The organism is Planotetraspora silvatica (assembly GCF_016863315.1).
Taxonomy (GTDB): Bacteria; Actinomycetota; Actinomycetes; order Streptosporangiales; family Streptosporangiaceae; genus Planotetraspora; species Planotetraspora silvatica.
This window is the reverse complement of record NZ_BOOQ01000056.1, coordinates 34,727-57,956: the sequence shown is the minus strand read 5'-3', so window position 1 is coordinate 57,956 and position 23,230 is coordinate 34,727. Positions and strand designations below refer to the sequence as shown.

The following is a 23,230-nucleotide window of genomic DNA, read 5'->3' as shown; positions in this document are numbered from 1 at the left end:
CAAATACCCCCACATCTCCACTAAACTTCCTCCAACAGTCGCGAGTCGCAGGAGGGTCGTGTGAGCCAAACCGAGGATGGCTCGCCTCCCGCCCAGGCACCCATTGACGAACTACATATGTTCTATCGGGTGTCATCCCTCCTCTCCGAGGATCAACCAGTCATAGTGCCGCCAGAATGCGCGATTCCTGACGCGCTCAAGATCATGCGAGAGCGCGGTTACAACCAGTTGCCAGTCGTGGCGGGCAACGAAGTGCTAGGGCTCTTCTCGTACCGATCCTTCACTGATCGTCTCCTTGGTAGCCGCTGGGTGCTTGAGAAGACGAGGACCGCTGAAACACTGGTGGTCGATGATTTTATAGAGCCAGCGATCTTCGTGAGAGCCGGGGACCCTATCGACACGCTGTTCGCACCCCTGGAAGACGCTGACGTCGTCCTGGTCGGCGAGCCTGACCGCCTGCAAGGGATCGTGACGAGCAGTGACGTTATCTCTTACCTGTACCGTGCAGCCAGTCCATATATGCTGCTCAAGGAGACAGAGACTGGGCTTCGATCGCTGATTGGAGCAGCAGTCACTCCGGAGCAACTTGCAGAGTGCGCTCGTAACAGTCTCGGTGGCATCTACAAGGGCCGCGAAGATCACCTCCCGATTAGCCTGGACCAGATGACGTTCGATGAGCAGGTGACGATCGTGGCCAATAGCAAGAATTGGCCGCTGTTCTCGGGGCTGATGGGCACGAATCGCGAGATGTTCAATTACGAAATCAGACCTGTCGGATCCCTCAGGAATGATGCGTTCCACTTCAGGCGCGAGCTCGACGAAGAAGATCTCCGCAAGTTAGCAACTGCCCGGTCATGGGTACTACGTAAGCTTCGCAGAAAGGCGGGTCAACGGCGATGAGCTCCGACGACCTGGACAATATCCAAAGCTCCCACGCGAAGCTATATCGGCCAGTCATTAACGCCATCGCGGGCCTTGGCCTAGGGGAATGCGCGATCCTGTATGCCCCAGTCGGCAGCGGGAAGAGTCGGACACTTGCTAGCTCAATCATTGCCTTTCTGGAGGAAAATCCCCGAGCCACCATCCTGTTCGTAACGGACACACCCTTTGTCACTCAGCAGGCGCGCTTGCTCGGCGAATATAAGGTCGCAGCAACAATGTTGCGAGATCGGCGTGAGTTGCGGAACTGGATGTACCATTCCTCCTTCGATAAGGGTGGCGTCCTAATCATTGCCAATAACCTACTTCGGACGTCACTCCTGGGGGCTCTTCAAGGACGAGAGTTCGACCTCGCGATCATAGACAGTTTCTTGCCGTATCGCGATAAGAGAGAGTTTGTTCTTCTAACGAGAGCGCCGCGTCTCGTTCTAGTAACTCAGATACACCAGTCCGACCCCGCGAAAGTGCTGCCCGAATACTTCAATGTGCGCCATTTGTTGAACATCCCCAGTGTGGCAGATGAAGAGGGTGGCACGCTTATCCAGCGCACGCTCCTTCTTTATCAAATTTCAGAGCCGGAGCGGAAACTTATTACAGAAGGCTTCCAGTACTTCAGCAGGCTGCGCGGGGAACCAATGCCTACGGTGCGTCGTGCAGCAGAGTCTAGTCGGGCCGCTTTCAGCGCTGCGCTATTGGCCTCACAGTATCGACGTGTGGCGCCAGGAGCGCACCGCATTCTCGACCGTCCGCGACCTATGACTATCGATGAGCCGGCAGGTAGCGTTGCATTTGAGGCTCTCGAGCAGAGGGGGGCGGAGGAGGAGTCTCTGGTCCCCGCATGGGGAATTTCTCCGCCTGCACCAGAAGATCAAGTTGATGTGCTGCTGGATCGATTTGATGATCTCGAAGATGACAATAAGCTCGCGGTGACGCTGACCTTCGTAGGGCGAGAAATAAGAGATGGACGTCGAATTGTAATCTCGACTCAGGATTCAGCTACAGCCGATTACGTTCGAGAATATCTAGACACAAATCTGCCCGACGTCGACATCGACACTCCTCGTCGAAATGGCGACTCAGCTACAGATACATATCTCGCATCCAGTCAGTCGGAAGTTATCGTCATCACAGATAGCGATCTGGCTTATTTGGCCGAGGCGCCAACTGGCTATGTCCACCTGTGGTTCGATCCACCTTCTTCAAATTTGCATGGGCAAAGACGGTTGGAGTTTGTCGGGGTCGGCGGAGGAGTGGTGTATGCGCTTATGGCCCGCCCGCCATTTTTGAACGAGGCGCAAGATTTTGCTCCTTTCGGCTTCGTGGATGCCGCGACAACCGGGGAAACCGATGATGGTGCATTAGGCTGATTATGTATGGCCCATTCCACCCCCTGGTCACCGAAGGCCAGAGGGCGCTCCGATGCAGGAGAGCGCTCTGGTAGGGGGAGGACTCTCAGGCGGAATTCTTGACGGCGTTGGCGAAGATGTCAGCGGCGCTGGCCATCTGCTCATTGATCACATGGGCGTACACGCGGAGTGTGATCGCTGGGTCTGCGTGACCGAGTCGGGCCGCGACGACGTGGACGGGAACGCCGGCCAGGAGGAGCGTGGTCGCGTGTAGGTGCCGCAGATCGTGTAGTCGGGCGTGGGGGAGTGGCTTCTTTGGCTTGGGGCCGTTCTTCGGATTGTTGAGGGCCGCGATCAGGTTGGGCACCAGGGATGTGACCGTTGTGGGATAGATCGGCTCACCCCAGCCGGTGGTGAACACGTAGTCATCGGTCCCTTTCCACGTTGGGCCGAGGCAGAGGCGCTGTTCCTGCTGGTGTTTCCGGTGCTCCCGGAGGGCGTCGGCCGTGTCCTTGTCGAGGCTGACCACACGGGATTTGCCGCTTTTGGTCGTTCCCTCGATCCGCTGACCCTCGATCACCGCGGTGGTGCCCGTGATCCGGATCTCCGGGGCGTCGAGGTCGACCACGGACCACCGCAGGTTGAGCAGCTTCCTGTGCTCGGGCCTGGCGGCCCTGCGCTCCGGGTCGGCTTGCCATCGGCTGACTCTGGCCGATCGCCGATCTTGCTAACGCTGGTGCTAATCCGAAAATCAGACATTTGCCGGGCACGCGGCAGCGAACTTCATGTGTTGATGTGCAGCAGGGTCGTGCCGGGCGTAGTAGTCAGGCGGCGGTGGGGCACGCTCGACGTGATCCGCGAGTTCAGCCCCGTCCTCGGGGCCAACGGCGGAGGTGCAATCGTGAATGTCCTGTCGGCGCTGTCGTGGTTCGCCGGCCCGGGCACCGGCTCGTACTCCGCTGCCAAGGCAGTGACGGCGGCAAATGGTCTGATCGGCCGCGACAGTGGTTGACCTACACGTTGGACGAGCGTCGCGGGGCGGATGTTCCCCCGCGGTCGGTGCGTGACGACCCTCGAGACGACCTTGAAGACCTGGGCGATGGAAGGAACAATCCGTGCCGGGCGAGCCGTCCCCCTGAGACGAGCGGCCCGCGAGGAGGCTGGTGTGGAGGAAGCGACATATGGCTTGTGCCATCGTGTCCGCAGCATGTGCGCGGAGGCGTTGACGGCACTGCGGCCCGGCCCCTTCGCGGACGCGGTCGGTTCTGTGGCAGAACGGCTCGCCGACGACACCCTCGTGGTCGCCGTCGGGGGACGGCTGAACGCCGGAAAGTCGACACTGGTCAACGCCCTGCTCGGTCAGCGCCTCGCGCCCACCGGCGGAACCGAGACGACCTTGGTCTCCGCGTGGTTCAGGAGCTACCACATGAACCGCGTATGGGTGCATTTCAAGGATGGCCGCCCTCCCGCATCGATCCCGTCTCGCGTGGGTGGCGGCGTTCCGCAGTCGCTGCCGTACGACCACTCCGAGGTCAGCCACCTCGTCGTCGAGGCGGCCAACAAATCGATCGACCGAGCCTTCACCCTGATGGATACGCCGGGCAGGGACGCCGTGAGCGCTCTTGACGACTACTCGATGGCATCGATCCGCAAGGCCGACGCGCTCATCCTCGCCATGCCCCAGCCGGGCGAGGGCGATGCGGCTGCGCTCAGGGAGTTCCAGGAGACGATGCGCGGGTCGCGCTTGTCGGCGGCGAACGTGCTGGGCGTGCTCACCAGGATCGACCAGATTTCCGAGGGCACCGACCTGGAGGAGGTGCGGCGAGAGGCGGACAAGGTCGCGGGCCGTTCCGCCGGCCGGATGACCGGTTTGGTGGCCGAGGTGATCCCGGTTGCCACGAAGCTGGCGGAGACCTCCCGCTCCGAGCGGCTGACCGAGCAGCACCGGCACGCGCTGGGCGTCCTCGCTGCCGCGGACCGCGACACGCTCGAGGAAATGCTCTTCGATCACGAGGATTTCCTGTCGGTGGCCCCGGACACCGTCCCGGTCGACACCGGGATGCGTCAGGAGCTGCTCGATCTGCTCGCCATCTATGGGATCCGGCAGGCGGTCGACGCGATCGACTGCGGCGCCCGGGACCTGTCGGCGCTCCGCGACGCGCTGTGTGAGAGATCGGGCATCAACCGGCTGCTGGAGCGTGTTCAGCAACGGCTCGTCACGCGCGCCGACCCGCTGCGCGTCGACGCCGCCATGGCCCCGCTCTGGAGGGCGGTTGAGCTCGCCGGTCCGGCCGAGCAAGAGGTCGCGGGTCGCCTGCGCGGCCTGTTGCGGGAGCTCGCGCGGCACCCCGCCATGCGCTGGGTGGAGCTGGCGGAGGCCGCCCAGGCGCAGGCGGACGGAGTGTTGCCGGTGCCCGACCAGAACTCCGGTCAGCTGCACATGCTGATGGCGGGTGTGACGGACGCCCAGCGCGTCGGGCTGCCTGAGGACGCTTCGCCGGAGGAACTGCGGAGGCGGATCGGCGAACTCGTCGGCGAATGGAAGATGCTGGAGGCTTCGCTTCCGCGAAGGGCCAGGCTGCACACCACGGTGGTACGCGAGATGTTCGAGGCGCTTTACTTCTCCCTCTTGTAAGGAACGTTCCTCCCCGGCGCGTCGTCTAAGGGGTGATCATCGGCAGAAGGAGAAATGGTTCAGATGTCCCGGCATCCACTCGCAGACGAGGTCATCTTGGCAGTGGCGGCTGTCGCCGACACGGCCCGGGAAGTGGGAGACACCGACAGCGCGACGATTCTCGCTCAGGAATGCACCCTGGCGCTGATGCCAGGTTCAACGGTCGTCGTGGTCGGCGAGAAGAACCGAGGGAAGAGTTCGCTGATCAACGCCCTGGTGGGGCGCCGACAGCTCCTGCCCATCGATACGGACATCTCCACCCGGGTACACGTCGCGGTGTCCTACGCCGACGAGGACCAGGCCGTCGTGTACGGCAGCGCCTTTGAGGACGGCAAGAAAGAGATCAAGCCGGCCGAGCTACCGGAGTACGTCGACGAGACCGCCGCGGTCGACCCGAAGACGGGGGAGGACCGGCATCCGGGCGTGGAGCGGGTCGAGCTGGGCGTGGCGTCGCCTCTGCTGTCCGAAGGGCTGGTGCTGATGGACACGCCCGGCGTGGGCGGGCTCATCGCCGGGCACAGCGACATCACGCTCGCCACACTCAACCGTGCCGACGCGCTGCTCTTCGTGGTGAACGGCGCCGGCGAGCTGCACGCATCGGAACTCGCGTTCCTGGACCGCGCGACCGAGCGCATTCAGACGGTCCTGTTCGTTCTGACCGGGATCGACAAAGCTCACGACGGGTGGCGAGCCGCGCTCGAGGAGAACCACCGCCTGCTGCGCGTGCGCGGGTCGCGGTTCGCGACGGCGCCGTGGTACGCGGTGAGCAGCCGCTACAAGCAGGAAGCCGACCGAGCCGCAGAGCAGGGCCGGGAGGCACGCGCGGCAGACCTGATGGAGCGCAGCGGGTTCGCGCCGCTGCTGGCCGAGCTGCGTGACAACGTGGTGCTCCGCATCACGTCGGATCGGCTGAAGGCGGTGCTCGGCACCGCCGACACCGTCATCACCACGCTCGACCAGCAACTGGAGCTGCGCCTGCGCTCGCTGGAGCTCGACCCCGGGCTGGCCGCCTCGGTGCGTGCACGCCAGGCCGAGCTGGCCGAGCTGCGGGGCAAAGGCGCCAAGTGGCGAACAGAACTGAGCGCGGGTTTCCGCCGGCTGGAGTCTACGCTCCGGCGCGAACTGGACGAGGGGCTTCGGCGGCTCGGCGACCAGGCCCGGCAGGCGATCGACTCAGGTGGCCGGGAAGCACTCAAAGAGGTGCCGCGCAGCCTGGCCGACGGGATCCGCGGCCTCGTCCTCGACTTGCAGAACACCGTCCACTCGGGCACCGAGAAGCTCGTCGGAGAGCTCGGCGACGGCTTTGGCGTCCACGGTGTCCACGTCCCGCGGGTGGGGATCCTGCTTGACCAGTGGGACAAGGCCGTGCGCCAGGAGGCAGGTCTCGGAGAGCCCGTCGACTGGCCCGGGCCGGTCGACGGAGCCGCCCGAGGGACTCTGTCGGTGGAACAGATCAAGGAGATGCTCATCAAAATCGGCTCCGCCGCCGGTGCTGTCGGCGGCGGCCTCCTCAAACGCGCCGGCGACGGGGTTCTGAAGATGTCCAAGTACGGCAAGCTCGGCCTCGGACTGGGCGTCGTCGTCGTCGCCGCCGTCGGCGCGGGGGCCGCGGCGTGGGCCTTCGGCCGGGGCGCCAAGACGAAGGAGGAACTGCGCCGGCTGACCGACGACAAGCTGCGCCAGGTCCGTGAGACGCTGCCTCCCGCGCTCCAGGAGACATTGCGAGAGGTTGTTGCGGAGGTGGAGGCGGCCATCATGGAACGGATCTCCGTCCGGCAGGCCGAGCTGGAGGAAGCGCTGGCGAGATCCGAGCGCGACCGCAAGATCGCTGAAATCGAACGCGAGGCCCCGCGTGCCGAGGTCACGGCACAGCGGGAACGCCTCGCCCGTCGTCGCGCCGAGCTCAGCGACCTCCGTCGCCGGTTCACCACGGACGGGGTGTGACGCGATGAGCACCTGGACCCTCGCCATCGACTTCGGCACCTCCTTCACTGGTTGGCCCGGTCGGTGGGGACGGTGAAACATTCCAGGCTCGGGGGCCGTCCAACATGTGAACTCATCGGCTGCCGTCGGTCAGGAGGCTCGCGGTCGACTCCTTGTCGGACGACTATCACTACGACAGCGGCGGGGCGGGGATCGGCCCGAATGCCGGGTACGGTTACCCACCCGTCGCCGTGCCGGCGCGGTCATGGGAGACCCGGCGCGGTCAGAGGGGTGGTGGCATCAGCAGGCGCGGCCCGACACCTGCGGGATCGTCACCCAGGAGTTCGTCCTGGACGAGCTCACCGGCGTCGACCACACCGAGGCGGAGCTGACCGAGGTCGCCATGCGGAACGGCTGGTACCAGCCCGGTGGCGGCACGCCGATGACCGACGTCGGCAACCTTCTGCAGGCGTACGGCATGCCGGTCGACCGCACTTACGGGGCGACCTTCGGAGACCCGGAGGCCGCGCTGTGCCGGGGCGATGCGATGACCGCCGGGGTCGACTCGTCCGACATCTGGCACACAGACGACCCGGCGGGCCAGGAGAACATCGCTGACCATGCGGTCGAGGTGATCGGCATCGACTACTCGACTCCGGACGGCCCCGAGGTGGTCCTTAACGATCCCGGTGCCCGAACGGCGCCGGCGAGCACGTCCCCTGGTCAGAGTTCGCGGAGGTGTGGTCCGCCTCGGACGACTACATGGGTGGTTGCGGGGGACCACTTCTCCTGGTGACAACTGACAACAAGGCTATTGCCGGTCCGTAACCCATGTCCCGGTCCGATGGCCGTTGTCGTGTCTGCGATCAGGCGTCGGGTTCCATGCCGTTGTTGTCGTGGATGTAGTCGTCCATGGACAGGTATGCGGTGTGGTCGGCCGCCTCGATCACGTCGTCGGGCGTGTAGTGGCCGTCGTCCCAGGTCTCGGACATGCTGTCTCCCATCTGTGTGTTGGGGTCACCGGCGCTGAGCCGGCTGTCGTGGATCATCCCTTGCCGGGTCTCCTCGGGGATGGACTCGACCGGGGCGGACCCGATCGCCGCCCGGAGGGCGTCGAGGTCGTCCGGCCCGATCGCTTGATCGGGTTCGGTGTCGGGAACTGCGGCATCGGCCACCAGCCGTCGTCGTCGGACTCGGTCATACCGAAGCCAGGCCGGCGGCCAGCGCGGCGCACCGTTCACGCAGACGGGCCAGCGTGTCCACGCACTTGATGAGCGCCCGCTTCTTCGCCACCTCATCGTCTGCGGCCGCGGCCATGCGCTCGTACTCGGACAGGACCTCCTGTACGGCACGAACACGGTGATGGCGCTCACACCCTTGCGAAGCCGGGCGTCCAGGTCCAGCCACATGGTCTCGACCGACGCATTGAGCTCCCGCGGGAAGCCGCGGAGCTCCTCCGGGGTTCCGGCCGCGATTTTGTTGCCAGCTTCCGTGATCAGATCGTTGCGCAGCTGCCCGAAGCGGTGGAGGAGGTCCCGTTCCAGATCCCCCATTTCGGTCTGCAGACGCGTCCGCCACGACGCGTTGGTGCTCTGCACCCGCTTGAGCCGGTCACTCCGCTTCGCCACCGCCCGTGCCAGCTCGGGATCTCCCTGAAGCGATTCCAGCAGTGCGACCTGCGCCGCGTGGATGTCCTCGACCGTTGTCGTGGCCACCTGGACGCGTTCCCGCTGCGTACGGCCTCCGCGCGGACGATCACCCGTTCGCGTAGCCCGTCGAGGAGGCTCCACCCGCCGCTGCTCGCCCTGCGGTCAGCGGCGATGTCCGGCCGCCCGTCGGCTTCGGCTTCGGCTTCGACGGACTCCTCGTACCGCAGCGCGGTGACCGGATGCCAGGCGGCGTTCGCGAAGCGCGGAGCATGCCGGGCAAGCAGCTCACGGTTTCGGTCCAGGATCTTCTGCCACTCGGCGTACTTGTCGATCTGGGCCAGTGCGAAGACCACCGTCGAGGTCCGGTCTGTGATCTGGGCGAGGAACCGGAGCTCCGACTCGGTGAACTCTCCCGATCCGTTCACGACGAACAGTAGGGCGTCCGCGCGTTCGATGACCGCCAAAGTGAGGGCGGTGTGACCCGCGACGAGCCCGCCGACGCCCGGCGTGTCGATCAGGCACAGCCTCGGCCAGCAGCGGGCTCGGCAGGCCCACCTCGACATGCCTGACTTCGGGGTCACGCGGGACCTGGGTTGCCGGATCGAGAGCGCCGTACTCGGCGATCTCGTCGATCCGGATCACGCGCCCCGCCTCGTCGGCATCCTCGAACACGTGGGCCACCGGCTCGTCGGCGTGCCGTACCGTCAGGTGCACGTTGGTCGCCACGTCCGCATCGACCGGGAGCAGGCCGGGCCGCTCCACGATCGCGTTGATAAGTGAGCTTTTGCCACGCTGCTTCACACCCACTACGACGACTGTCGCGGCGCCCGCGCCGAGCCGCGCCTGCTCCGCGCGCACCGCCCGCGCGGCCTCTTCCCGTCCGAACTCCTCGGCGGCGTTCGCCATCTCGCCCAGCAGTCGGCGAACTTCGCCCGTGTTGGTCATTTCGCCTCGTCCTCGATGACGTACACGATCACCTCCGGGCGGCGCACCCAGGTGCCGCGGTCGGAGTAGCCGACGAACAGGCCATCCCGCAGCGTCGCCACGGCGGTGCGTTCAGCCGACGACACGGTGCCCCAGCCGATCCGCTCCAGCGCCGCCACCGCCGCACTCGCCCGAAGGCCGTCGGCAATGACGACGAAGCGCTGCCGGCCATGGACGGGCTTGCTGATGCCCAGGTCGGCATGGTCGGCCCGCTAGGCAGTCATGATTGGTTCGATCAGCGCCCAGCGGGCGACGGGGGCATGCCGCCGATGCCTACCAGGCCGACCCGTGCATGGGACCTCGGCGAGAGATCTTTCCCGTCTACCCGAACAGATTTGTGAAAACCTGGACCAGACGCCCTCCCAGGGATTCCATCCGCGGTTGCGCAAGGGCGCCGCGGGCGACGACGGCTTTGGGATCGCCGGCCAGGTCGGGTGTGCGGTTGAGGAGTTGGCTGAGCAGGTCGCTGACGAGGGGGATGCGGCTGGAGCCGCCGGTGAGGTAGACCGCTGCGAGTTCGTCGACGGCCAGGCCTGCACTGGTCACCACGTCCTGGAAGGTGGTGATGGTCGCGCGCAGGTCGTCGCTGATGGCGGTTTCGAACTCCGCGCGTGTGACGCTGATCGGCAGGTTTCCGGCGATGACTTTGCGGGTGGTGGTTTCGGAAAGCAGTTCCTTGGCCTCGGTGATGTCCCGGTGCAGGATCGCCCGGTCGCGGGCGGCTCGTTCGGTGGTGCCGAGGGCGAGCTCCTCCCACGTGCTGGGGTCGTGCGTCATGGCGTGGTCGGCGATCAGTTCGTAGAGGGCCTCGTCGAAGTCCTCGCCGCCGATGTGGTCGTCGCCGCCTTGGGCGACGACGTCGAAGCCGGTGGCCGTACGGCGGAGCACGGCTACGTCGAAGGATCCGCCGCCGAGGTCATAGACGGCCACGTGGGTCCCGGCTGGAATGTCCTCAGTCTGGGTGTAGAAGGCGGCGGCGGCGACCGGTTCGGGGACGAACCGCACCGGAGCCAGTTTCGCCCGTTTGGCGGCTTCGCCGAGGGTGGCGATTTGCTGGTCGTCCCAGGCGGCCGGGTGGGTGAGTACGACCTGTTCGGGCGGCGCGTCACCTGCCCTCCGGGATGCCTCGGCGGCCATCGTGGACAGGACGGCGGCGACCAAGTCTTCGGCCTCCACCGGCGTACCGCCGAGCAGCAGCGGTGCACCCTGGGCGAGGGCGCGTTTGGGGGTCCGGGCGACGTTCGCTGGTGAGACGGCTGCTGCGCTGGTGGCAAGCCGCCCGGTCAGCAGGTCGCCGTTCTCATCGCGGTACACCAAGGACGGCAGGTATCGACTGCCGTCGACCTCAAGAACCTCGGCCCGGTCATCCACCATGATGGTCGCGCAGGTGTAATAGGTACCGAAGTCAATCGCCAATGACCAGTCACTCATGTACCTCAAGCTCCCAACTCAGCCGCATTGCCGCTATGACCAGAACCGTCAATCCGCGACCACCGTCATCCACCTTCGGCGGCGCGCCACAGCCGGACGATGTTATCGCCGCCGGCGGTGGCGAGGGTCGTTCCGTCAGGGCTGAAGGCCACGCCCCAGACCCAGGCGCTATGGCCCTTGAGCGCGGCGAGTTGCTGGGGGCGGTTGGGGCTGCGGACGTCCCACAACCGGACCGCCTTGTCGCCGCTGGTAGTGGCGAGGGCGATCCCATCAGGGCTGAATGCCACGCCCCTAATCCAGTCGGTGTGGCCTTCGAGGATGCCTAGCGGCCGAGGCGTGTACGGGCTGCGGACATCCCATAGACGAGCGGTCCTGTCACGGCAGACAGTGGCCAGGACGGTCCCATCGGGTCTGAACACCACAGCCGCGACGCCGTCGATATGGCCCGTCAAGGTCGCACGGGCCACAACTCGGTTCTCGTAATCGATGTGACTCGTGCGGACACCGAGATGTGCGACATCAACAGGGCGCACGGAGACCGGCGCCCACCTCGACCGGCCCGCGCCCGGCCTCGTTCGAGCAGCTCGGGCTAGACGCGGGTATGGTCCTGCACACCGCGCGCCCGCGCATCCCGGCGGGCGAGCACCGGCTCGTCCTTACCGACGTACGCGACCGAGCCCTGGTCTTCAGCGACGGCACCGTCCTCGGCGTCGCCGACTCCGGTGACCCGGAACTCCCAGTACGCGGAACTGGCGATGTCGTACGCCTGGAGGTCCTGGTCGAGAATCTTGGCCGGGTGAACTACGGGCCGGGCATCGGCCGGCACAAGGGCCTACTCGGTCCCGTCCTCGTCGACCGGCGGACCGGGTGCGCGATACCTCGCCGGACTGGAACAACTTGAAGCTCGCCCACGAGAACGCGCGCAAGCAGACCCGGGTGGAGCTCAATTGGGAGAACTACGAGCAGTACTGGACCGGCCGGATCCACGACGACGAGGATCTCAAGGCCCGCAGGGCCGAGCTGATCCCGTTGTACAACTTCGAGTACGACCCGGTGAAGGCGTCGGCTCGAGTCGAGGCCGGCATCTACCGTCACGAGGCGCACAACTGGTGCTTCCAGCAGAACGCGCCGATATATGACGTCAAGCCGCAGCTTCCGTCCGTCACCTGCCCCACTCTCGTCACCGTGGGCCGCCACGACTGGGTGACGCAGGTGTCGTCGTCGGAGACAATCGCCTCACTCATCCCGAAGTCCAAGCTTGTGCGGCGCTCGCCGCAGTTCGAGGAGGCGGAGCTGTTCCAGCAGACGATGCGCGACTTCCTCGCCGAGGCTTTGCCAGATCTCGAGGTGAAGCGATGATCACTCGCCGGCTTCTGAGCGTCCCAGGACTCGACGAGCTCGACATTCCGCACTTCGACATCCAGGGGCGCGACGACGGGCCGCGGCTCACGGTGTTGTCCGGCGTGCACGGTGCCGGCGGCGCGGAAGATCTCTCCGGAGGGGCCGTCGGTGGGCACCGGGTAGTACCGCGGGGCGATCGACCGGTTCAGAACCGGCCATCCTCGTCGGCCGTTTTTAATGGGACCCGCCGGGAAGTCAGATCTCTCGCAGCGCGCAGCTACCAATTTTGCCGTTGATCTACCTTAAGTGTACGTGAAACCACATTGACCTTGCAATTTGCCCGCCGTGGGCGGGCTGACAGCACCTCATGCAACCGTAAAGAAGTAAGTAACTCCGACAGGTTGGCAGCCGGTTTACTTGAGTCGTTCAAGTTTCAACGTATACCGTATACAAGCACCGCGAAGTCGTGGTCATCCCGCCAATGTCACGCCAGGAGGGGGTCAATGATGGACGAACCGAGACCTAACCATGTGTCTGAAGAGGCCCGTGAGGACCTCCAGGAGCTGGCACTCTATCTCGTCCGACTAGTCGGCTCACCGAGCATGCACAAGGTTCTCCTCAGTGCCTCGCTTTCGCGCGAGGACTACGGGGTGTTCATGCACACGCTGCGCCTGGCGTCCTACCTCATCGGACAACTGTGGAACTGGTTCGGCACTTACCTGCCGGACATGTTCATGTTCGAGGGCGTGTCTCCGTACTACTGCCCGCACTGCGGAAAGCAGGCATGGCCTCGGTACCCAGGTGCTGGGTTCCCCAACGCTTCCCTAAACTAAGAAATCCGAGGGGGTCTATAAGACGGTTGATCTCACCGAAGTCGTCCTCTGGCGACTACCTCTCGGGACGGCTGGTTGGCACTTCTCTCATTCCTGCAATAGTGAGACAAATGCGTGCCATTTTCCAACCTGATGATCAGCGATCTGCTGACGTTCTTCACGAGGGCGGCACGGGTGATCGATCTCAGGAAAGCTCGAGGCCCGAGTCGGGGGATCTGTCCCTGACCGGGGACTTTGCTGATGGAGCGAATGAGGGGCATCGAACCCGCGCTGTCAGGGAAATCGGCTACTGATCTTGGCCTGCGACCTGGGAAACGGGGACGCAGCTTAGCGGCGTTCCGGTACGACACGTCAGGCCGAGGCCGCCGCGCGCGGCCGCCGGCGGCGGCGGAGCGGGCCTTCCGTGCGGATCAGGTCAGCCCGCATGTGCTGCGGTTCATCGAGAATGGGGTGATGCGTCCATTTCCGTGGTGGCACCACCGGTTGGACATTCTGGCCCGATAACCGGGTGGCGGCCGCCGATCCCTTCAGGGTGTTCGAGTACACAAGACAATCTGATCTGGTTGACGTTCCTTGATCCTGCGGCACGCGAGTTGCTCGATGGCATCCCGGTCTGAGCACCTTCGTCGGTGAGCCTCACCCAGGCCGCCCAGCCGACCACAACTCCGGCCAAGCTGCGCGCGATCACCGGCCACCGGTCATTGGATCGGTCGGGCAGATCGCACTGGTGGGCAGCACCTTGTCTTGTCCCTGTAGCTTGGTGATCGAGAAGAAGCCCGCGCCCCCAATCCGCCTTGGCTCGTGGCATGCGCGCCTTGTGGGGGGCTGTCGCCAAGAGCGGCTGGGCATCTGAGCCGGGCAGGGGAGGTTCAGGAGTCACGGGCGGCGCAGTTGCGCATCTGGCACATGCATCCGTATGGATCCACGATTATGTAGGTCACGTACGTTTGCAATGACACGTCAGATGCGATGGGGACGGAGGCCGGAGATGACGGGCGACGAAGCCACTGTCACTGCGGTCGAAATCGCGCGGATAGCCGGGGTCGGCCGTGCGGCTGTGAGCAACTGGCGCCGGCGTTACGAGGACTTCCCCGAACCGGTCGGTGGAACTGCGACCAGCCCGGCGTTCTTGCTGAAGGCAGTTGAGGCATGGCTGCTCGAGCAGGGCAAGGTCGAGGAGTTGCCCTTAAGGGAACGTGCCTGGCAGGAGATCCGTTCCGCTGCCGACGACCTTCGACTCGGAGAGGTTGTGGCTGAGGCTGCTGAAGTCTTGAGCGGCCATGGCAAGCCCCGGATCGTGCCGCAGTCTGCGTGGAGGCTCACCATGCAATACGCCGCCGAGCAGGGGAATGCTGACGCCGCGAGATTTCTCTTGGACCGTTATGCCGATGTCCACTCTCGTCGGCTGGCCGAGACGCCACATCAGGTGGCGGACTTCATGGCCAAGCTGGCCGGTCCCGACATCCGATCGGTCCTTGATCCTGCCTGCGGCCTTGGGATCCTTCTGACCGCAATGAACGCGGCTGAAAGTGTGAACGGGCAGGAATCCGAGGAGTACTTGGCGCGACTGGCACAGACACGTCTGGCGCTGTCTGGACTCGCTGGCGAGGTGCGAGCGGGGGACTCCCTGCGACATGACGCGTGGCCGGATGCCGGCGTCGATGCCGTCGTATGTCATCCGCCCTTCAATGAACGTAATTGGGGCTTCGACGACCTGGTGCATGATCCGCGCTGGGAATACGGCTTGCCGCCGAAGACGGAGTCCGAGCTCGCGTGGGTGCAACATGCGCTCGCGCATCTGAAGCCGGGCGGTATCGCGGTCCTGCTGATGCCTGCAGTTGCGGCAAGCCGTCGGTCGGGCCGGCGTATCCGTAGCAACCTTCTCCGAGGGGGAACTCTTCAAGCGGTGATCGGCCTGCCTGCGAAGATCGCCTCCGGCACGGGACTTCCCGTGCATGTCTGGATCCTGCGGAAGCCGGCCGACGACGGCCGTATGCCATCTCGGGTGTTGATGGCCGAGGCCGAACCGGAAACCTTCGACGCGACTCTCGATAGTTGGCGGGAATTCCAGGCGGATCCCGAGCGAGACGTTGACCGGCCGGGTGAGAGCCGTACCGTTCCGATCATCGAACTGCTCGACCAGGACGTCGATGTGACGCCGGCCAGGTATGTCGGCACAGGGGATCAGGTATCGGCGGGCGACTTCCACGCCATCCGGGAGAGCCTGGTCCGTAATCTCCAACGGCTGTCCGAGCTCATCCCGGAGGCCGTCCCTGGCACGGGCAAGTCGATGCCGATGGTCGACATCTCCGAACTCGAGCGGATCGGAGCGCTGGGTGTCCAGCAGGCCGGCCGTTTCCAGATCGACGGCTCGGGTCAACTCGTTCTCACCGACCATGACCTGTTCGCCGGAGCCACGGTGCGGGCGCGGACCCACCCCGAGAATCGCATCGCCATCGAACCCGGAGATGTGGTGATCGGCGTAGGAGGAGGAGAGCTAGCCGCCAGGGTTATCAAAGAAGGCGGTCTGCTTCTCGGCCCACGCCTCACCTTGCTGCGGCCTGATCCAGACCGAATCGACGCGTACTTTCTCGCGGGATTCCTGCAAGCCTTGTCCGCCACGTCAGGCGGCGGAACGCAATCTGGCATGAGTCGATTCGATCCGCGCCGAGGCCAAGTGCCGCGCGTGACCTTGGAGGAGCAGCGCCGGTACGGCAACGCCTTCCGGAGGATCGCCGAATTCGACGACGCGCTGCGGGAGGTCCGAACCACCGGCCATATGACGGTGACTTCGATCGCGATCGGGTATGCCACCGGAGCGCTCGGACCGCCCTGAACCGGAGGGGCGACTCCCCTTCGTCCGCGCGCCCAGCAGGTGTTCTCGAGCAGCTTGGTCATCTCGGCCTCACGGGTGCCCTTCCCGACTGCAGGCGCCGGCCCACGGGCCTGCCTGGTCGCGTCTTCGACGGTGGGCAGGCCACGGTGGTGGTTTTGGTTCGGCGGCGTTGGCACCTAGATCGCGATGCTGTGGAACGTGCCAGCGGCGGCGTTGCGTCATTGGAAGCGTGGGGCCGGCGTCGGTCAGGTCGTCGATATAGGTGATGGCTGGCGTTCAGCGCGTTCACCTGACTTGGATCGACACCCAAGCCTTGCCACCTGCAGGCCGGCGGCCGTGGCCTCCTGGGCGAGCGGCATCCCCACGTAACCCGACCCGATCCCCGTCAGATCGAAGACGACCACCTTTGCCCCCAGGGGTGAAGCGTCGAATTTTCTGTTTCGTAATGACACGTGAGGTTAGCACCCTTCTGTATTCCTTGGTAACTTACGCAGCGGCTGTGGCCTTGGTTCACAACAGTGCGCCAGTTGGACTGAAGGGAACGTTCCATGGAGCATCTGGCCGCGATGGCCCCCCCGGGATCATCCACCGTCCTGTCGTGGATCCTGACCGGCGTCGCTGTCATCGTCGTCGTCGGTCTGCTCGTCTACCGATTCGCCACCCGGAAGCGGAGATCGCGGTGAGGCGCCGTAAGGAGAACGAGAAGGCCCGCAGGATCGCTGCCGGTCTGATCGTCCTGGGCGCCGCCGTTGCCTGGATCATCAGCTTCCGAACCTTCCTCGGCGACCCCGGCCGGTGGGAGGCCGGAGGCATCTACCTGCTCACCACTGGCGTGCTGATCGCGATTCTGGGGTCGACGGTCTACCCGCGCCGGTTCACCCACCTGCCGCCCGCCAAGGGACGCGTGGTCTGCATTGTCCCGTCCTACAACGAGAACACCGAGGCCCTCCACTCCACCATCGCCGCACTGCTCAACTCGACCCGGCCGCCGGACGAGATCCACGTGGTCGACGACGGGTCCAGCACCCCTGCCGTACCGTTCGCCCACCCGTTCGTCTTCATGCATCGGCGCGAGAACGGCGGGAAGCGGGAAGCGCAGGCGTTCGTGCTACGCGAGTTGCGCTGGGCGCGGGACCACGGCCGGGGGCGGGCCGACTTCATCCTGACCGTGGACAGCGACAGTGTGGTCGACCGCCGGGCCATCCGGCACCTGCTGCGGGCGATGTCGGACCCGAAGGTCCAGGCCGCCACCGGCCTGCCGATGCTCAGGAACCGCACCAAGAACCTCCTGACCCGGATGCTCGACCTGGAGATGGTCTCGGCCTGCCTGACCCAGCGCGCGGCCCGGTCCCGGATGGGCGTGGTCGCCCCGTGCTCGGGCGCCCTGTCCCTCTACCGGGCCGACTTGGTCCTGGATAACCTGGACGACTACCTCGACTCCGGCACCGTCGGAGATGACCGGCGGCTCACCCACTACGCCCTACAGCGTGGCCAGACGGTCGCGGTCGACGAGGCCTGGGTGTTCACCGACATGCCGGAGACGATCCGCACGGCCTACCGCCAGCGCACCCGGTGGTATCGGTCCTACTGGATCTACGCCCTGTGGGAGGTCTCGAACCTGCGCCCGCTGCCGACGGCCTGGCGGATCTACGCCATGGCCATGTCGGCGATCAACCCGGTAGCGCTGCTGTGGATGTGCATCGGCGCCCCGATCCTCGGCAAACCGTTCCCGTGGGAGGGTGCGCTGTACTGGCTCGGCCTGACCTACATCATCGGGTCCAAGTACGCCTTCCGGCGGCCGAACGTCGGCCCGGGGGCCAGGATCGCGACCTGGCTGATCGGCACCCCGTTCCTGCTCCTGCTGCAGTACGGAGTGATCCGCCCGGCCATGTGGCACGCGGCGTTCACCGCTACCCGTAAGGGGTGGGTGACGCGCGGCCCGTCGGTGGACGAGTCGTCCCTGTCCATGGTCGCTTGACCCGCTGGTGGAATCACAGAAAAGCGATTGAGCGAGAGTTCCACCACCTCCTGGCTACGACGCGGCCGCGCGGCCGCCATCCGTTAATTGTGAAGATTCCCTTATGGGCTAGCGTCCGCGAAACCCTTCCGCTCCTCTCCCCAGGCGGCCCCGATGACCATCACGGAACCCCTCCTTGACGCTGAGTCCAAGCGGCCCACCAGTCGTCGGCGCCGTGTGCTGATCATCGCGGCGCTCGTCTTCCTTCCGATTGCGGCGATATTCGCCGTGGCCATGCAACGCCAGTACACCTACGACTCCAACATCCAGCGGGTACCGCAGGTCTTCCCCACGGAGGGGGACCGGCCCGCGAAGGTGGTCGGATCTGCACAGAACTGGCTGGTCATCGGTGCCGACCGGCGCCCTGCGGAGTCGGGCTTCCAGCGGTCTGACAGCATCATGATCGCCCACATTCCAGCCGACAGGAAGCGGATCTTCCTGATCGGGATCCCGCGCGACTCCTATGTCCCGATCCCCGGCCACGGAACGGACAAGATCAACGCCGCCTACGCATACGGGGGCCCCGACTGCTCATCAAGACAGTGGAGAAGCTCACCAAGGTGCGGATCGACCATTTCGCCGCGCTTGATTTCAACGGCTTCATCACGATGAGTAACGCGTTGGGAGGCGTCGATGTCTACGTGGCACGCGATGTCCACGACTCCGCCAACGACATCACCTGGAAGCAGGGGAACGTCCATCTCGAAGGCGAGCGGGCGATGCTATTCGTACGGCAGCGCTATGGCCTGCCCGGCGGAGACTTCGACCGGATCAAGCGCCAGCAGGCGTTCCTCAGCGCCATGGCCAAGAAGGCCATCAGCAAGGGCACGCTGACGAACCCCTTCAAGCTCGACGCGTTCCTGCAGGCGACGACCAAGTCCATAACGGTGGACTCGGAGGTCAGCATCGGCACGCTCAGAGACCTGGCGCTTGAACTGCGGGACATTCGGGCCGGGGACCTGCTCTCGACCACGATGCCCGTAGCGGGCACCGGAATGGTCAAGGGGGCGAGCATCGTCCGGCTGGACCAGGACGCATCCGCCGCACTCTCCGCGGCTGTCAGAGACGACACGCTCGACCGCTACTTTGCCGACAATGGTGGACTCAACGACGTCTCCCTCGTCCAATGACGCGGTGATGGCCGCCGAACGCGACCATCACCGCCGGGCGCGACGGTAAGCCGTGTCGCGGACGGCTTCGAGCATCGGTTCGGCCGAGACTGGTGAGCTCGCAGCGCATTGACGACGGACAGTTGCTCGCGCTCCAGGTCGCATCGTCATCCACAGCCCGGTGTAGTCCAGACCGCACGTCGTTCATGACCCCGCAACGACGCGATGGTCATATAGTGAGCCGAATGCACAGGACCAAGTCGACGGCCATACGCAGCCAAGAGTTTTGAGGTAGCGCACATGGCAGGGCGAGGCGAAGTCAGCCATACCCGGCGAGCTGGAATGCTGGTGTGCGCGAGTTGCCAGCCTGCGGTCCGCTTATCCGGGGATGATGAATGACCCGGAACGACGCGATGGTGGCCGCCAGCGACATCGCGCGGTTGGCCGATGTCGGGCGGGCCGCGGTGAGCAACTGGCGTCGCCGCTACGAGGACTTTCCTGAGCCCGCAGGCGGAACCGCAACCAGCCCTCTTTTTCTGCTCTCAGACGTCGAAACTTGGCTGGCCCGCCACGGCAAGGACTTCGAAGTTTCCCTCGGCGATCGCATCTGGCAACGTCTGCGCGCGATCGGGGACGACCTGCGGCTGGGGGATACGGTCGGCTTCATCGGAGCGTTTCTGCTCTACCTCCAGCGCGCCCCGTCTGGCTGGCGCTCGTTGGCACGCGAAAGTGACAAGGACCTCACGAAGAAGGTCCACGCTGCGATCGTTGCCACAGTTCCGGAGCTACCTGGTGCACTCCCCGCTGACTTGGACCCCACGGTGATCCGGCAAGTTGCCGAGTTCGGCGCGGAACAGGGGCACTCTGCGGCATTCGACTTCCTCTGCGACCGCTACGTCGAGGCGCACTCCCGACGTCTGCTGATCACACCCGAGGATGTCGCCGACCTCATGATCGAGCTGGCCGGCGTAACGGGAGGAAGCGTGCTCGACCCGGCGTGTGGTCTGGGCACGTTGCTCGCCACTGCCGGCGATGCCGAATCGCTGCTTGGCGAGGAGATCGGTCAGGCCCCGGCATCAATCGCGGCGGCCCGTCTGCTGCTACGCGGTCGTGTCGTGGAGATCGCCGCAACCGACTCGCTCCGCGCCGACGCCTTTCGGGGACGGCTGGTGGACGCGGTCGTGTGCAATCCGCCCTTCAACGAACGCGCCTGGGGGTACGAGGAGTTGGCCAGCGATCCGCGCTGGGAGTACGGCCTGCCGCCGCGTAGTGAGTCCGAACTCGCGTGGGTGCAACACTGTCTGGCTCACGTCAATCCAGGCCGAAGCGTCGTGATCATGATGCCGGCTCTCGCCGCAAGCCGCCGAGCGGGCCGGCGGATACGGGCCAACCTTCTGCGGGCTGGAGCGCTCAGGGCAGTGATTACTGTGACGGCTGGAGCTGCTGCTTCCAGCCAGGCGCCGGATTTATGGGTGCTCAGACGGCCCGTAGCGGGTGAACGCCCGCTGTTTCACGTGCTCATGGTGGACGCGTCGGCCGAATTGTCGATAGCCGCTCCTGCCTGGGCCGCATTCGCTCAGGATCCCGACAGAACGCCTGACCTCCCGAACCGCTGCCGTGCCGTACCACTTCTCGACCTACTCGACGATGACGTTGACGTCAGCCCCTCCCGCTACATCAGTCCACCGGCCGACCATGGGGGCACGTTCACGTCGATGAAGGAACGCGCGGTGGCCGTGTTGGACAGCATCGCGGAGATGGTGCCCGATTTAGCCCCGACTGTAGGGCACCGAGATGTCCCGATGGCGACGGTCGGTGACCTGGTCAGGATGGGAGCGGCCACGCTGCACCAAGCTCCGCTGAAGACCGACACGAGCAGCGGCGATCTTCCCGCGCTGACCGTCAAGGATGTCCGGGTCGGCCGGCCGCCCACGGGTAAGGGGAAGGGAGAGCCGGGAGCGATCATCACCGAGCCGGGCGACGTGGTGGTCCCCGCTCTGGTGAGTGAGACTGTCGCCCGGGTGCTCCATGAAGGAGGCGCGCTGCTCGGTCCACAGCTCTACCTGTTCCGGGTCGACCGAACTCGGGTCGATCCCCACTTCCTGGCCGGATTCATTCGCACTGCGGGAAGCGCAGGCACGGCTCGTGCGTCCTCGGCCTCGACCCGGATCGATCCGCGCCGCGCCCCGATCCCGCGCGTCCCGCTCGAGGATCAGCGACGGTACGGCGAGGCGTTCCGAAGGCTGGGCGTACTGGAGGACGCGCTTCGAGAGGTGCAAAACCTGGGGGAGAGCCTCGTACGGCTCGGCTTCGACGGCATAGCCGACGGATCCCTGCAACCCTCGACCTGATCCGCGCGGAGAGACAAGACCGCGGGTGCTCGCACTCCCGGGCCTGCCAGGTCAGCTCTGCATTGGACGGACACGATCATCCTGTCTGCGCATCAGGTGTACCTTTGCCCCATAAACCGGCTCTTGGGAGGGGCGCGTGTCTGCGGGGCGGACGATCATCTGCGGCCGTTACGAACTGGGCGCCCTCCCGCTCGGTCAGGGCGGCATGGGCGCTGTCTACGTGGGTTACGACCAGAAGCTCGACCGCAGGGTCGCCGTCAAGCTGATCCGCTTTCCCTTCGGTAGGCACGACGAGGCCTTGGAGCAGCGTTTCCGCCATGAGGCGCGGATCATGGCCAAGCTGGAGCACCCCGGAACCCCGGCCATCTACGACGCCGATGTATACGAGGATGCCAATGGCGGACTGCGACCGTTCATCGTCATGCAGTACGTCGAGGGCGCCACCGTGGAGGACGTCCTGGCCGAGCAGGGTCCGCTCCCTGTGCCGTGGGCCGCCGCCATTGCCGCCCAGGTCGCCGCAGTCCTCCAGGCCGCGCACGGTAGGGGCGTATTTCACCGCGACCTCAAGCCGTCCAACCTGATGCTCGGCTCCGACGGGGGCGTCAAGGTGCTCGACTTCGGCCTGGCCATGTTCCATGACCCAGAGCTGACCAAACTCACCCGGACCGGGACCGTGCTCGGGACGCCCGCCTACATGTCTCCCGAGCAGATCCGGGCAGCCACGGTGGGGCCGCAGAGCGACTTCTATGCCCTCGGCCTGGTCCTGCACGAGATCCTCACGGGACACCGGCTGTTCGACGGTCCCACCGAGTTCGCCATCTTTGAACGGCAGGTGAACGAGGCTCCTCGCCCGATCCGGGAGTCGCGTCCGGAGGTGCCGGCGGAGCTCGACCGGCTGGTCCTGCGGCTGCTGGCCAAGCGTGCGGAGGACCGGCCCGCGCACGCCGAGGAGATCTATTCGGCGCTGGTGCCGTTCGCACCCCGGCTGGTTCCGATGCTCGGATACGTGGATCCGCCACCAAGTTCGCTGCGCATGTACGCGGGGGTGATCGGCCGAATCACTGATGAGGCGCCGGTGGCTGTCACGCTCGTCTCGGTTCCTGACCCGGCCGAGCCCGATGACGCGGAGTTCAGCCGCGGCGACATCGCCCGGGCGCGTGAGGAGGCCGACGCCTTGGCCCGGCAGTCCCGGTACGGCCAGGCGGTCGAGGTGCTCGACGCGGTCGTCGCGCCCGCGAGCCGTCTGCTGGGCCGGGTCGACGACGACGTGATCGCTCTCCGGCTGCACCTGGCCGAAGTGCTGTTCGAGGGCAACGATTACCGCCAGGCGGCCGTCGCCTTCGGCGAGCTCTATCGGGATCTGGCCATGAGGCACGGCCCCCGTGACGAGCGCGTCCTGCACTGCCGCCGGCAGGAGGCCACCTGTCAGGCGCTGCTGGGCGAGACCGGACAGGCACTGGCCGGGCTGCGCCGGCTGCTGGAAGACGAGGAAAATTTCTACGGCAGTCTGGACCCTCGTCCGATGGAGCTTCGGCGGCAGATCGGCCTGCTGGAGCTAGGCATGGGTGACGCCAGCCGTGCCCGCGAAACCCTTTCCGGCCTGCTGGAAGACCTCACTCGGGTGTATGGCTCCGAGCATCACGAGGCGAGCCGAGTCCGCGCCAGCCTCTCCCGACTGTCCATGGGCTAGCCGGACTGCCGACTGGGTGAACTAAGTACACATCCAGAAGACTTGTGCCCATGGCAAAGCCAGAGTAAAGTGATCGCGACTTGAGGCTATTTGCGTCTTAAGTCCAT

20 protein-coding genes and 2 pseudogenes are annotated in these 23,230 nt (G+C 65.5%); 15 read left to right on the top strand and 7 right to left on the bottom strand.

What is annotated here, in order from left to right:
* Nucleotides 1-60: 60 nt before the first annotated feature.
* Both Psi02_RS35710 and Psi02_RS35705 read left to right on the top strand, forming a co-directional pair.
* On the top strand, nucleotides 61-900 hold the full coding sequence (locus Psi02_RS35710) for a CBS domain-containing protein (RefSeq protein ID WP_203980289.1): 840 nt from the start codon (nucleotides 61-63) through the stop codon (nucleotides 898-900).
* Nucleotides 897-2,306 (top strand): P-loop NTPase family protein, encoded by a 1,410-nt coding sequence (locus tag Psi02_RS35705; RefSeq protein WP_203980288.1) that lies wholly within the window; start codon nucleotides 897-899, stop codon nucleotides 2,304-2,306. Before Psi02_RS35710 ends, Psi02_RS35705 begins: the two co-directional genes overlap by 4 nt.
* Before the next feature lie 85 nt (nucleotides 2,307-2,391).
* Here the strand turns inward: Psi02_RS35705 and Psi02_RS35700 are convergent, their stop codons facing one another.
* Nucleotides 2,392-2,925, bottom strand: coding sequence for a tyrosine-type recombinase/integrase (locus Psi02_RS35700; protein ID WP_275415332.1), 534 nt, complete (start codon nucleotides 2,923-2,925; stop codon nucleotides 2,392-2,394).
* A 153-nt stretch (nucleotides 2,926-3,078) separates the two neighbouring features.
* On the opposite strand from Psi02_RS35700, the gene Psi02_RS40480 reads away from it, so the two are divergent.
* The 4 genes from Psi02_RS40480 to Psi02_RS35680 all read left to right on the top strand — a co-directional run bounded on the left by Psi02_RS40480 (nucleotide 3,079) and on the right by Psi02_RS35680 (nucleotide 7,678).
* On the top strand, nucleotides 3,079-3,297 hold the full coding sequence (locus Psi02_RS40480) for a hypothetical protein (protein ID WP_239095439.1): 219 nt from the start codon (nucleotides 3,079-3,081) through the stop codon (nucleotides 3,295-3,297).
* A 153-nt stretch (nucleotides 3,298-3,450) separates the two neighbouring features.
* On the top strand, nucleotides 3,451-4,920 hold the full coding sequence (locus tag Psi02_RS35690; RefSeq protein WP_203980287.1) for a dynamin family protein: 1,470 nt from the start codon (nucleotides 3,451-3,453) through the stop codon (nucleotides 4,918-4,920).
* A 186-nt stretch (nucleotides 4,921-5,106) separates the two neighbouring features.
* Nucleotides 5,107-6,903, top strand: a complete 1,797-nt coding sequence (locus Psi02_RS35685) for a dynamin family protein (protein WP_203980286.1) — start codon at nucleotides 5,107-5,109, stop codon at nucleotides 6,901-6,903.
* A gap of 244 nt (nucleotides 6,904-7,147) precedes the next feature.
* Nucleotides 7,148-7,678, top strand: coding sequence for a hypothetical protein (locus tag Psi02_RS35680; protein ID WP_203980285.1), 531 nt, complete (start codon nucleotides 7,148-7,150; stop codon nucleotides 7,676-7,678).
* A 70-nt stretch (nucleotides 7,679-7,748) separates the two neighbouring features.
* On the opposite strand, the gene Psi02_RS35675 is transcribed toward Psi02_RS35680, so the two are convergent.
* Nucleotides 7,749-8,057 (bottom strand): hypothetical protein, encoded by a 309-nt coding sequence (locus Psi02_RS35675; RefSeq protein ID WP_203980284.1) that lies wholly within the window; start codon nucleotides 8,055-8,057, stop codon nucleotides 7,749-7,751.
* 320 nt (nucleotides 8,058-8,377) lie between these two features.
* Nucleotides 8,378-9,094 (bottom strand): dynamin family protein, encoded by a 717-nt coding sequence (locus Psi02_RS35670; RefSeq protein ID WP_203980283.1) that lies wholly within the window; start codon nucleotides 9,092-9,094, stop codon nucleotides 8,378-8,380.
* On the opposite strand from Psi02_RS35670, the gene Psi02_RS35665 reads away from it, so the two are divergent.
* Entirely contained in the window at nucleotides 9,093-9,311 is a 219-nt protein-coding gene (locus Psi02_RS35665; protein ID WP_203980318.1) for a hypothetical protein, read from the top strand. The genes Psi02_RS35670 and Psi02_RS35665 overlap by 2 nt on opposite strands.
* Here the strand turns inward: Psi02_RS35665 and Psi02_RS41245 are convergent.
* The 4 genes and pseudogenes from Psi02_RS41245 to Psi02_RS40925 form a co-directional block, all read right to left on the bottom strand.
* A pseudogene (locus Psi02_RS41245) lies at nucleotides 9,264-9,437 on the bottom strand (hypothetical protein); the annotation flags it as partial. The gene Psi02_RS35665 and the pseudogene Psi02_RS41245 sit on opposite strands and share 48 nt — an antisense overlap.
* Before the next feature lie 35 nt (nucleotides 9,438-9,472).
* On the bottom strand, nucleotides 9,473-9,634 hold the full coding sequence (locus tag Psi02_RS35660; RefSeq protein WP_203980282.1) for a hypothetical protein: 162 nt from the start codon (nucleotides 9,632-9,634) through the stop codon (nucleotides 9,473-9,475).
* Nucleotides 9,635-9,836: 202 nt separating this feature from the next.
* The gene (locus Psi02_RS35655) at nucleotides 9,837-10,946 is read right to left on the bottom strand and encodes an Hsp70 family protein (RefSeq protein WP_203980281.1); all 1,110 of its coding nucleotides are present in this window, start codon (nucleotides 10,944-10,946) and stop codon (nucleotides 9,837-9,839) included.
* A gap of 65 nt (nucleotides 10,947-11,011) precedes the next feature.
* Complete coding sequence (locus Psi02_RS40925; protein WP_373317742.1) at nucleotides 11,012-11,413, bottom strand: WD40 repeat domain-containing protein; 402 nt, start codon at nucleotides 11,411-11,413, stop codon at nucleotides 11,012-11,014.
* Between the two features lie 134 nt (nucleotides 11,414-11,547).
* Here Psi02_RS40925 and Psi02_RS41240 point away from each other — a divergent pair, with 134 nt between their 5' ends.
* The 8 genes and pseudogenes from Psi02_RS41240 to Psi02_RS35610 all read left to right on the top strand — a co-directional run bounded on the left by Psi02_RS41240 (nucleotide 11,548) and on the right by Psi02_RS35610 (nucleotide 23,123).
* Nucleotides 11,548-11,847, top strand: a complete 300-nt coding sequence (locus tag Psi02_RS41240) for a glycoside hydrolase family 35 protein (protein ID WP_373317741.1) — start codon at nucleotides 11,548-11,550, stop codon at nucleotides 11,845-11,847.
* Entirely contained in the window at nucleotides 11,814-12,305 is a 492-nt protein-coding gene (locus Psi02_RS35640; protein ID WP_203980278.1) for an alpha/beta fold hydrolase, read from the top strand. The genes Psi02_RS41240 and Psi02_RS35640 overlap by 34 nt, the downstream gene beginning before the upstream one ends.
* A 1,803-nt stretch (nucleotides 12,306-14,108) precedes the next feature.
* Nucleotides 14,109-15,956 carry an N-6 DNA methylase gene (locus tag Psi02_RS35635; RefSeq protein ID WP_203980277.1) on the top strand — a complete coding sequence of 616 codons (1,848 nt, stop codon included), beginning with the start codon at nucleotides 14,109-14,111 and terminating at the stop codon, nucleotides 15,954-15,956.
* Between the two features lie 548 nt (nucleotides 15,957-16,504).
* Nucleotides 16,505-16,639, top strand: a complete 135-nt coding sequence (locus Psi02_RS40920) for a hypothetical protein (protein ID WP_275415330.1) — start codon at nucleotides 16,505-16,507, stop codon at nucleotides 16,637-16,639.
* On the top strand, nucleotides 16,636-17,934 hold the full coding sequence (locus Psi02_RS35630) for a glycosyltransferase family 2 protein (protein WP_203980276.1): 1,299 nt from the start codon (nucleotides 16,636-16,638) through the stop codon (nucleotides 17,932-17,934). The genes Psi02_RS40920 and Psi02_RS35630 overlap by 4 nt, the downstream gene beginning before the upstream one ends.
* A 153-nt stretch (nucleotides 17,935-18,087) precedes the next feature.
* A pseudogene (locus tag Psi02_RS41235) lies at nucleotides 18,088-19,103 on the top strand (LCP family protein).
* A gap of 374 nt (nucleotides 19,104-19,477) precedes the next feature.
* Entirely contained in the window at nucleotides 19,478-21,433 is a 1,956-nt protein-coding gene (locus tag Psi02_RS35615) for an N-6 DNA methylase (protein ID WP_203980273.1), read from the top strand.
* A gap of 136 nt (nucleotides 21,434-21,569) precedes the next feature.
* Nucleotides 21,570-23,123, top strand: coding sequence for a serine/threonine-protein kinase (locus tag Psi02_RS35610; RefSeq protein WP_239095437.1), 1,554 nt, complete (start codon nucleotides 21,570-21,572; stop codon nucleotides 23,121-23,123).
* The last annotated feature ends 107 nt before the right edge of the window (nucleotides 23,124-23,230 follow it).

Excerpts from the sequence above, each read along its gene's own strand:
- Psi02_RS35705 (WP_203980288.1), top strand. The coding sequence starts at position 897 with ATGAGCTCCGACGACCTGGACAATATCCAAAGCTCCCACGCGAAGCTA.
- Psi02_RS40480 (WP_239095439.1), top strand. The coding sequence starts at position 3,079 with ATGTGCAGCAGGGTCGTGCCGGGCGTAGTAGTCAGGCGGCGGTGGGGC.
- Psi02_RS35685 (WP_203980286.1), top strand. The coding sequence starts at position 5,107 with ATGCCAGGTTCAACGGTCGTCGTGGTCGGCGAGAAGAACCGAGGGAAG.
- Psi02_RS35680 (WP_203980285.1), top strand. The coding sequence starts at position 7,148 with ATGGGAGACCCGGCGCGGTCAGAGGGGTGGTGGCATCAGCAGGCGCGG.
- Psi02_RS35665 (WP_203980318.1), top strand. The coding sequence starts at position 9,093 with ATGCCTGACTTCGGGGTCACGCGGGACCTGGGTTGCCGGATCGAGAGC.
- Psi02_RS35670 (WP_203980283.1), bottom strand. The coding sequence starts at position 9,094 with ATGTCGAGGTGGGCCTGCCGAGCCCGCTGCTGGCCGAGGCTGTGCCTG.
- Psi02_RS35655 (WP_203980281.1), bottom strand. The coding sequence starts at position 10,946 with ATGAGTGACTGGTCATTGGCGATTGACTTCGGTACCTATTACACCTGC.
- Psi02_RS41240 (WP_373317741.1), top strand. The coding sequence starts at position 11,548 with ATGGTCCTGCACACCGCGCGCCCGCGCATCCCGGCGGGCGAGCACCGG.
- Psi02_RS35635 (WP_203980277.1), top strand. The coding sequence starts at position 14,109 with ATGACGGGCGACGAAGCCACTGTCACTGCGGTCGAAATCGCGCGGATA.
- Psi02_RS40920 (WP_275415330.1), top strand. The coding sequence starts at position 16,505 with ATGGAGCATCTGGCCGCGATGGCCCCCCCGGGATCATCCACCGTCCTG.
- Psi02_RS35615 (WP_203980273.1), top strand. The coding sequence starts at position 19,478 with ATGACCCGGAACGACGCGATGGTGGCCGCCAGCGACATCGCGCGGTTG.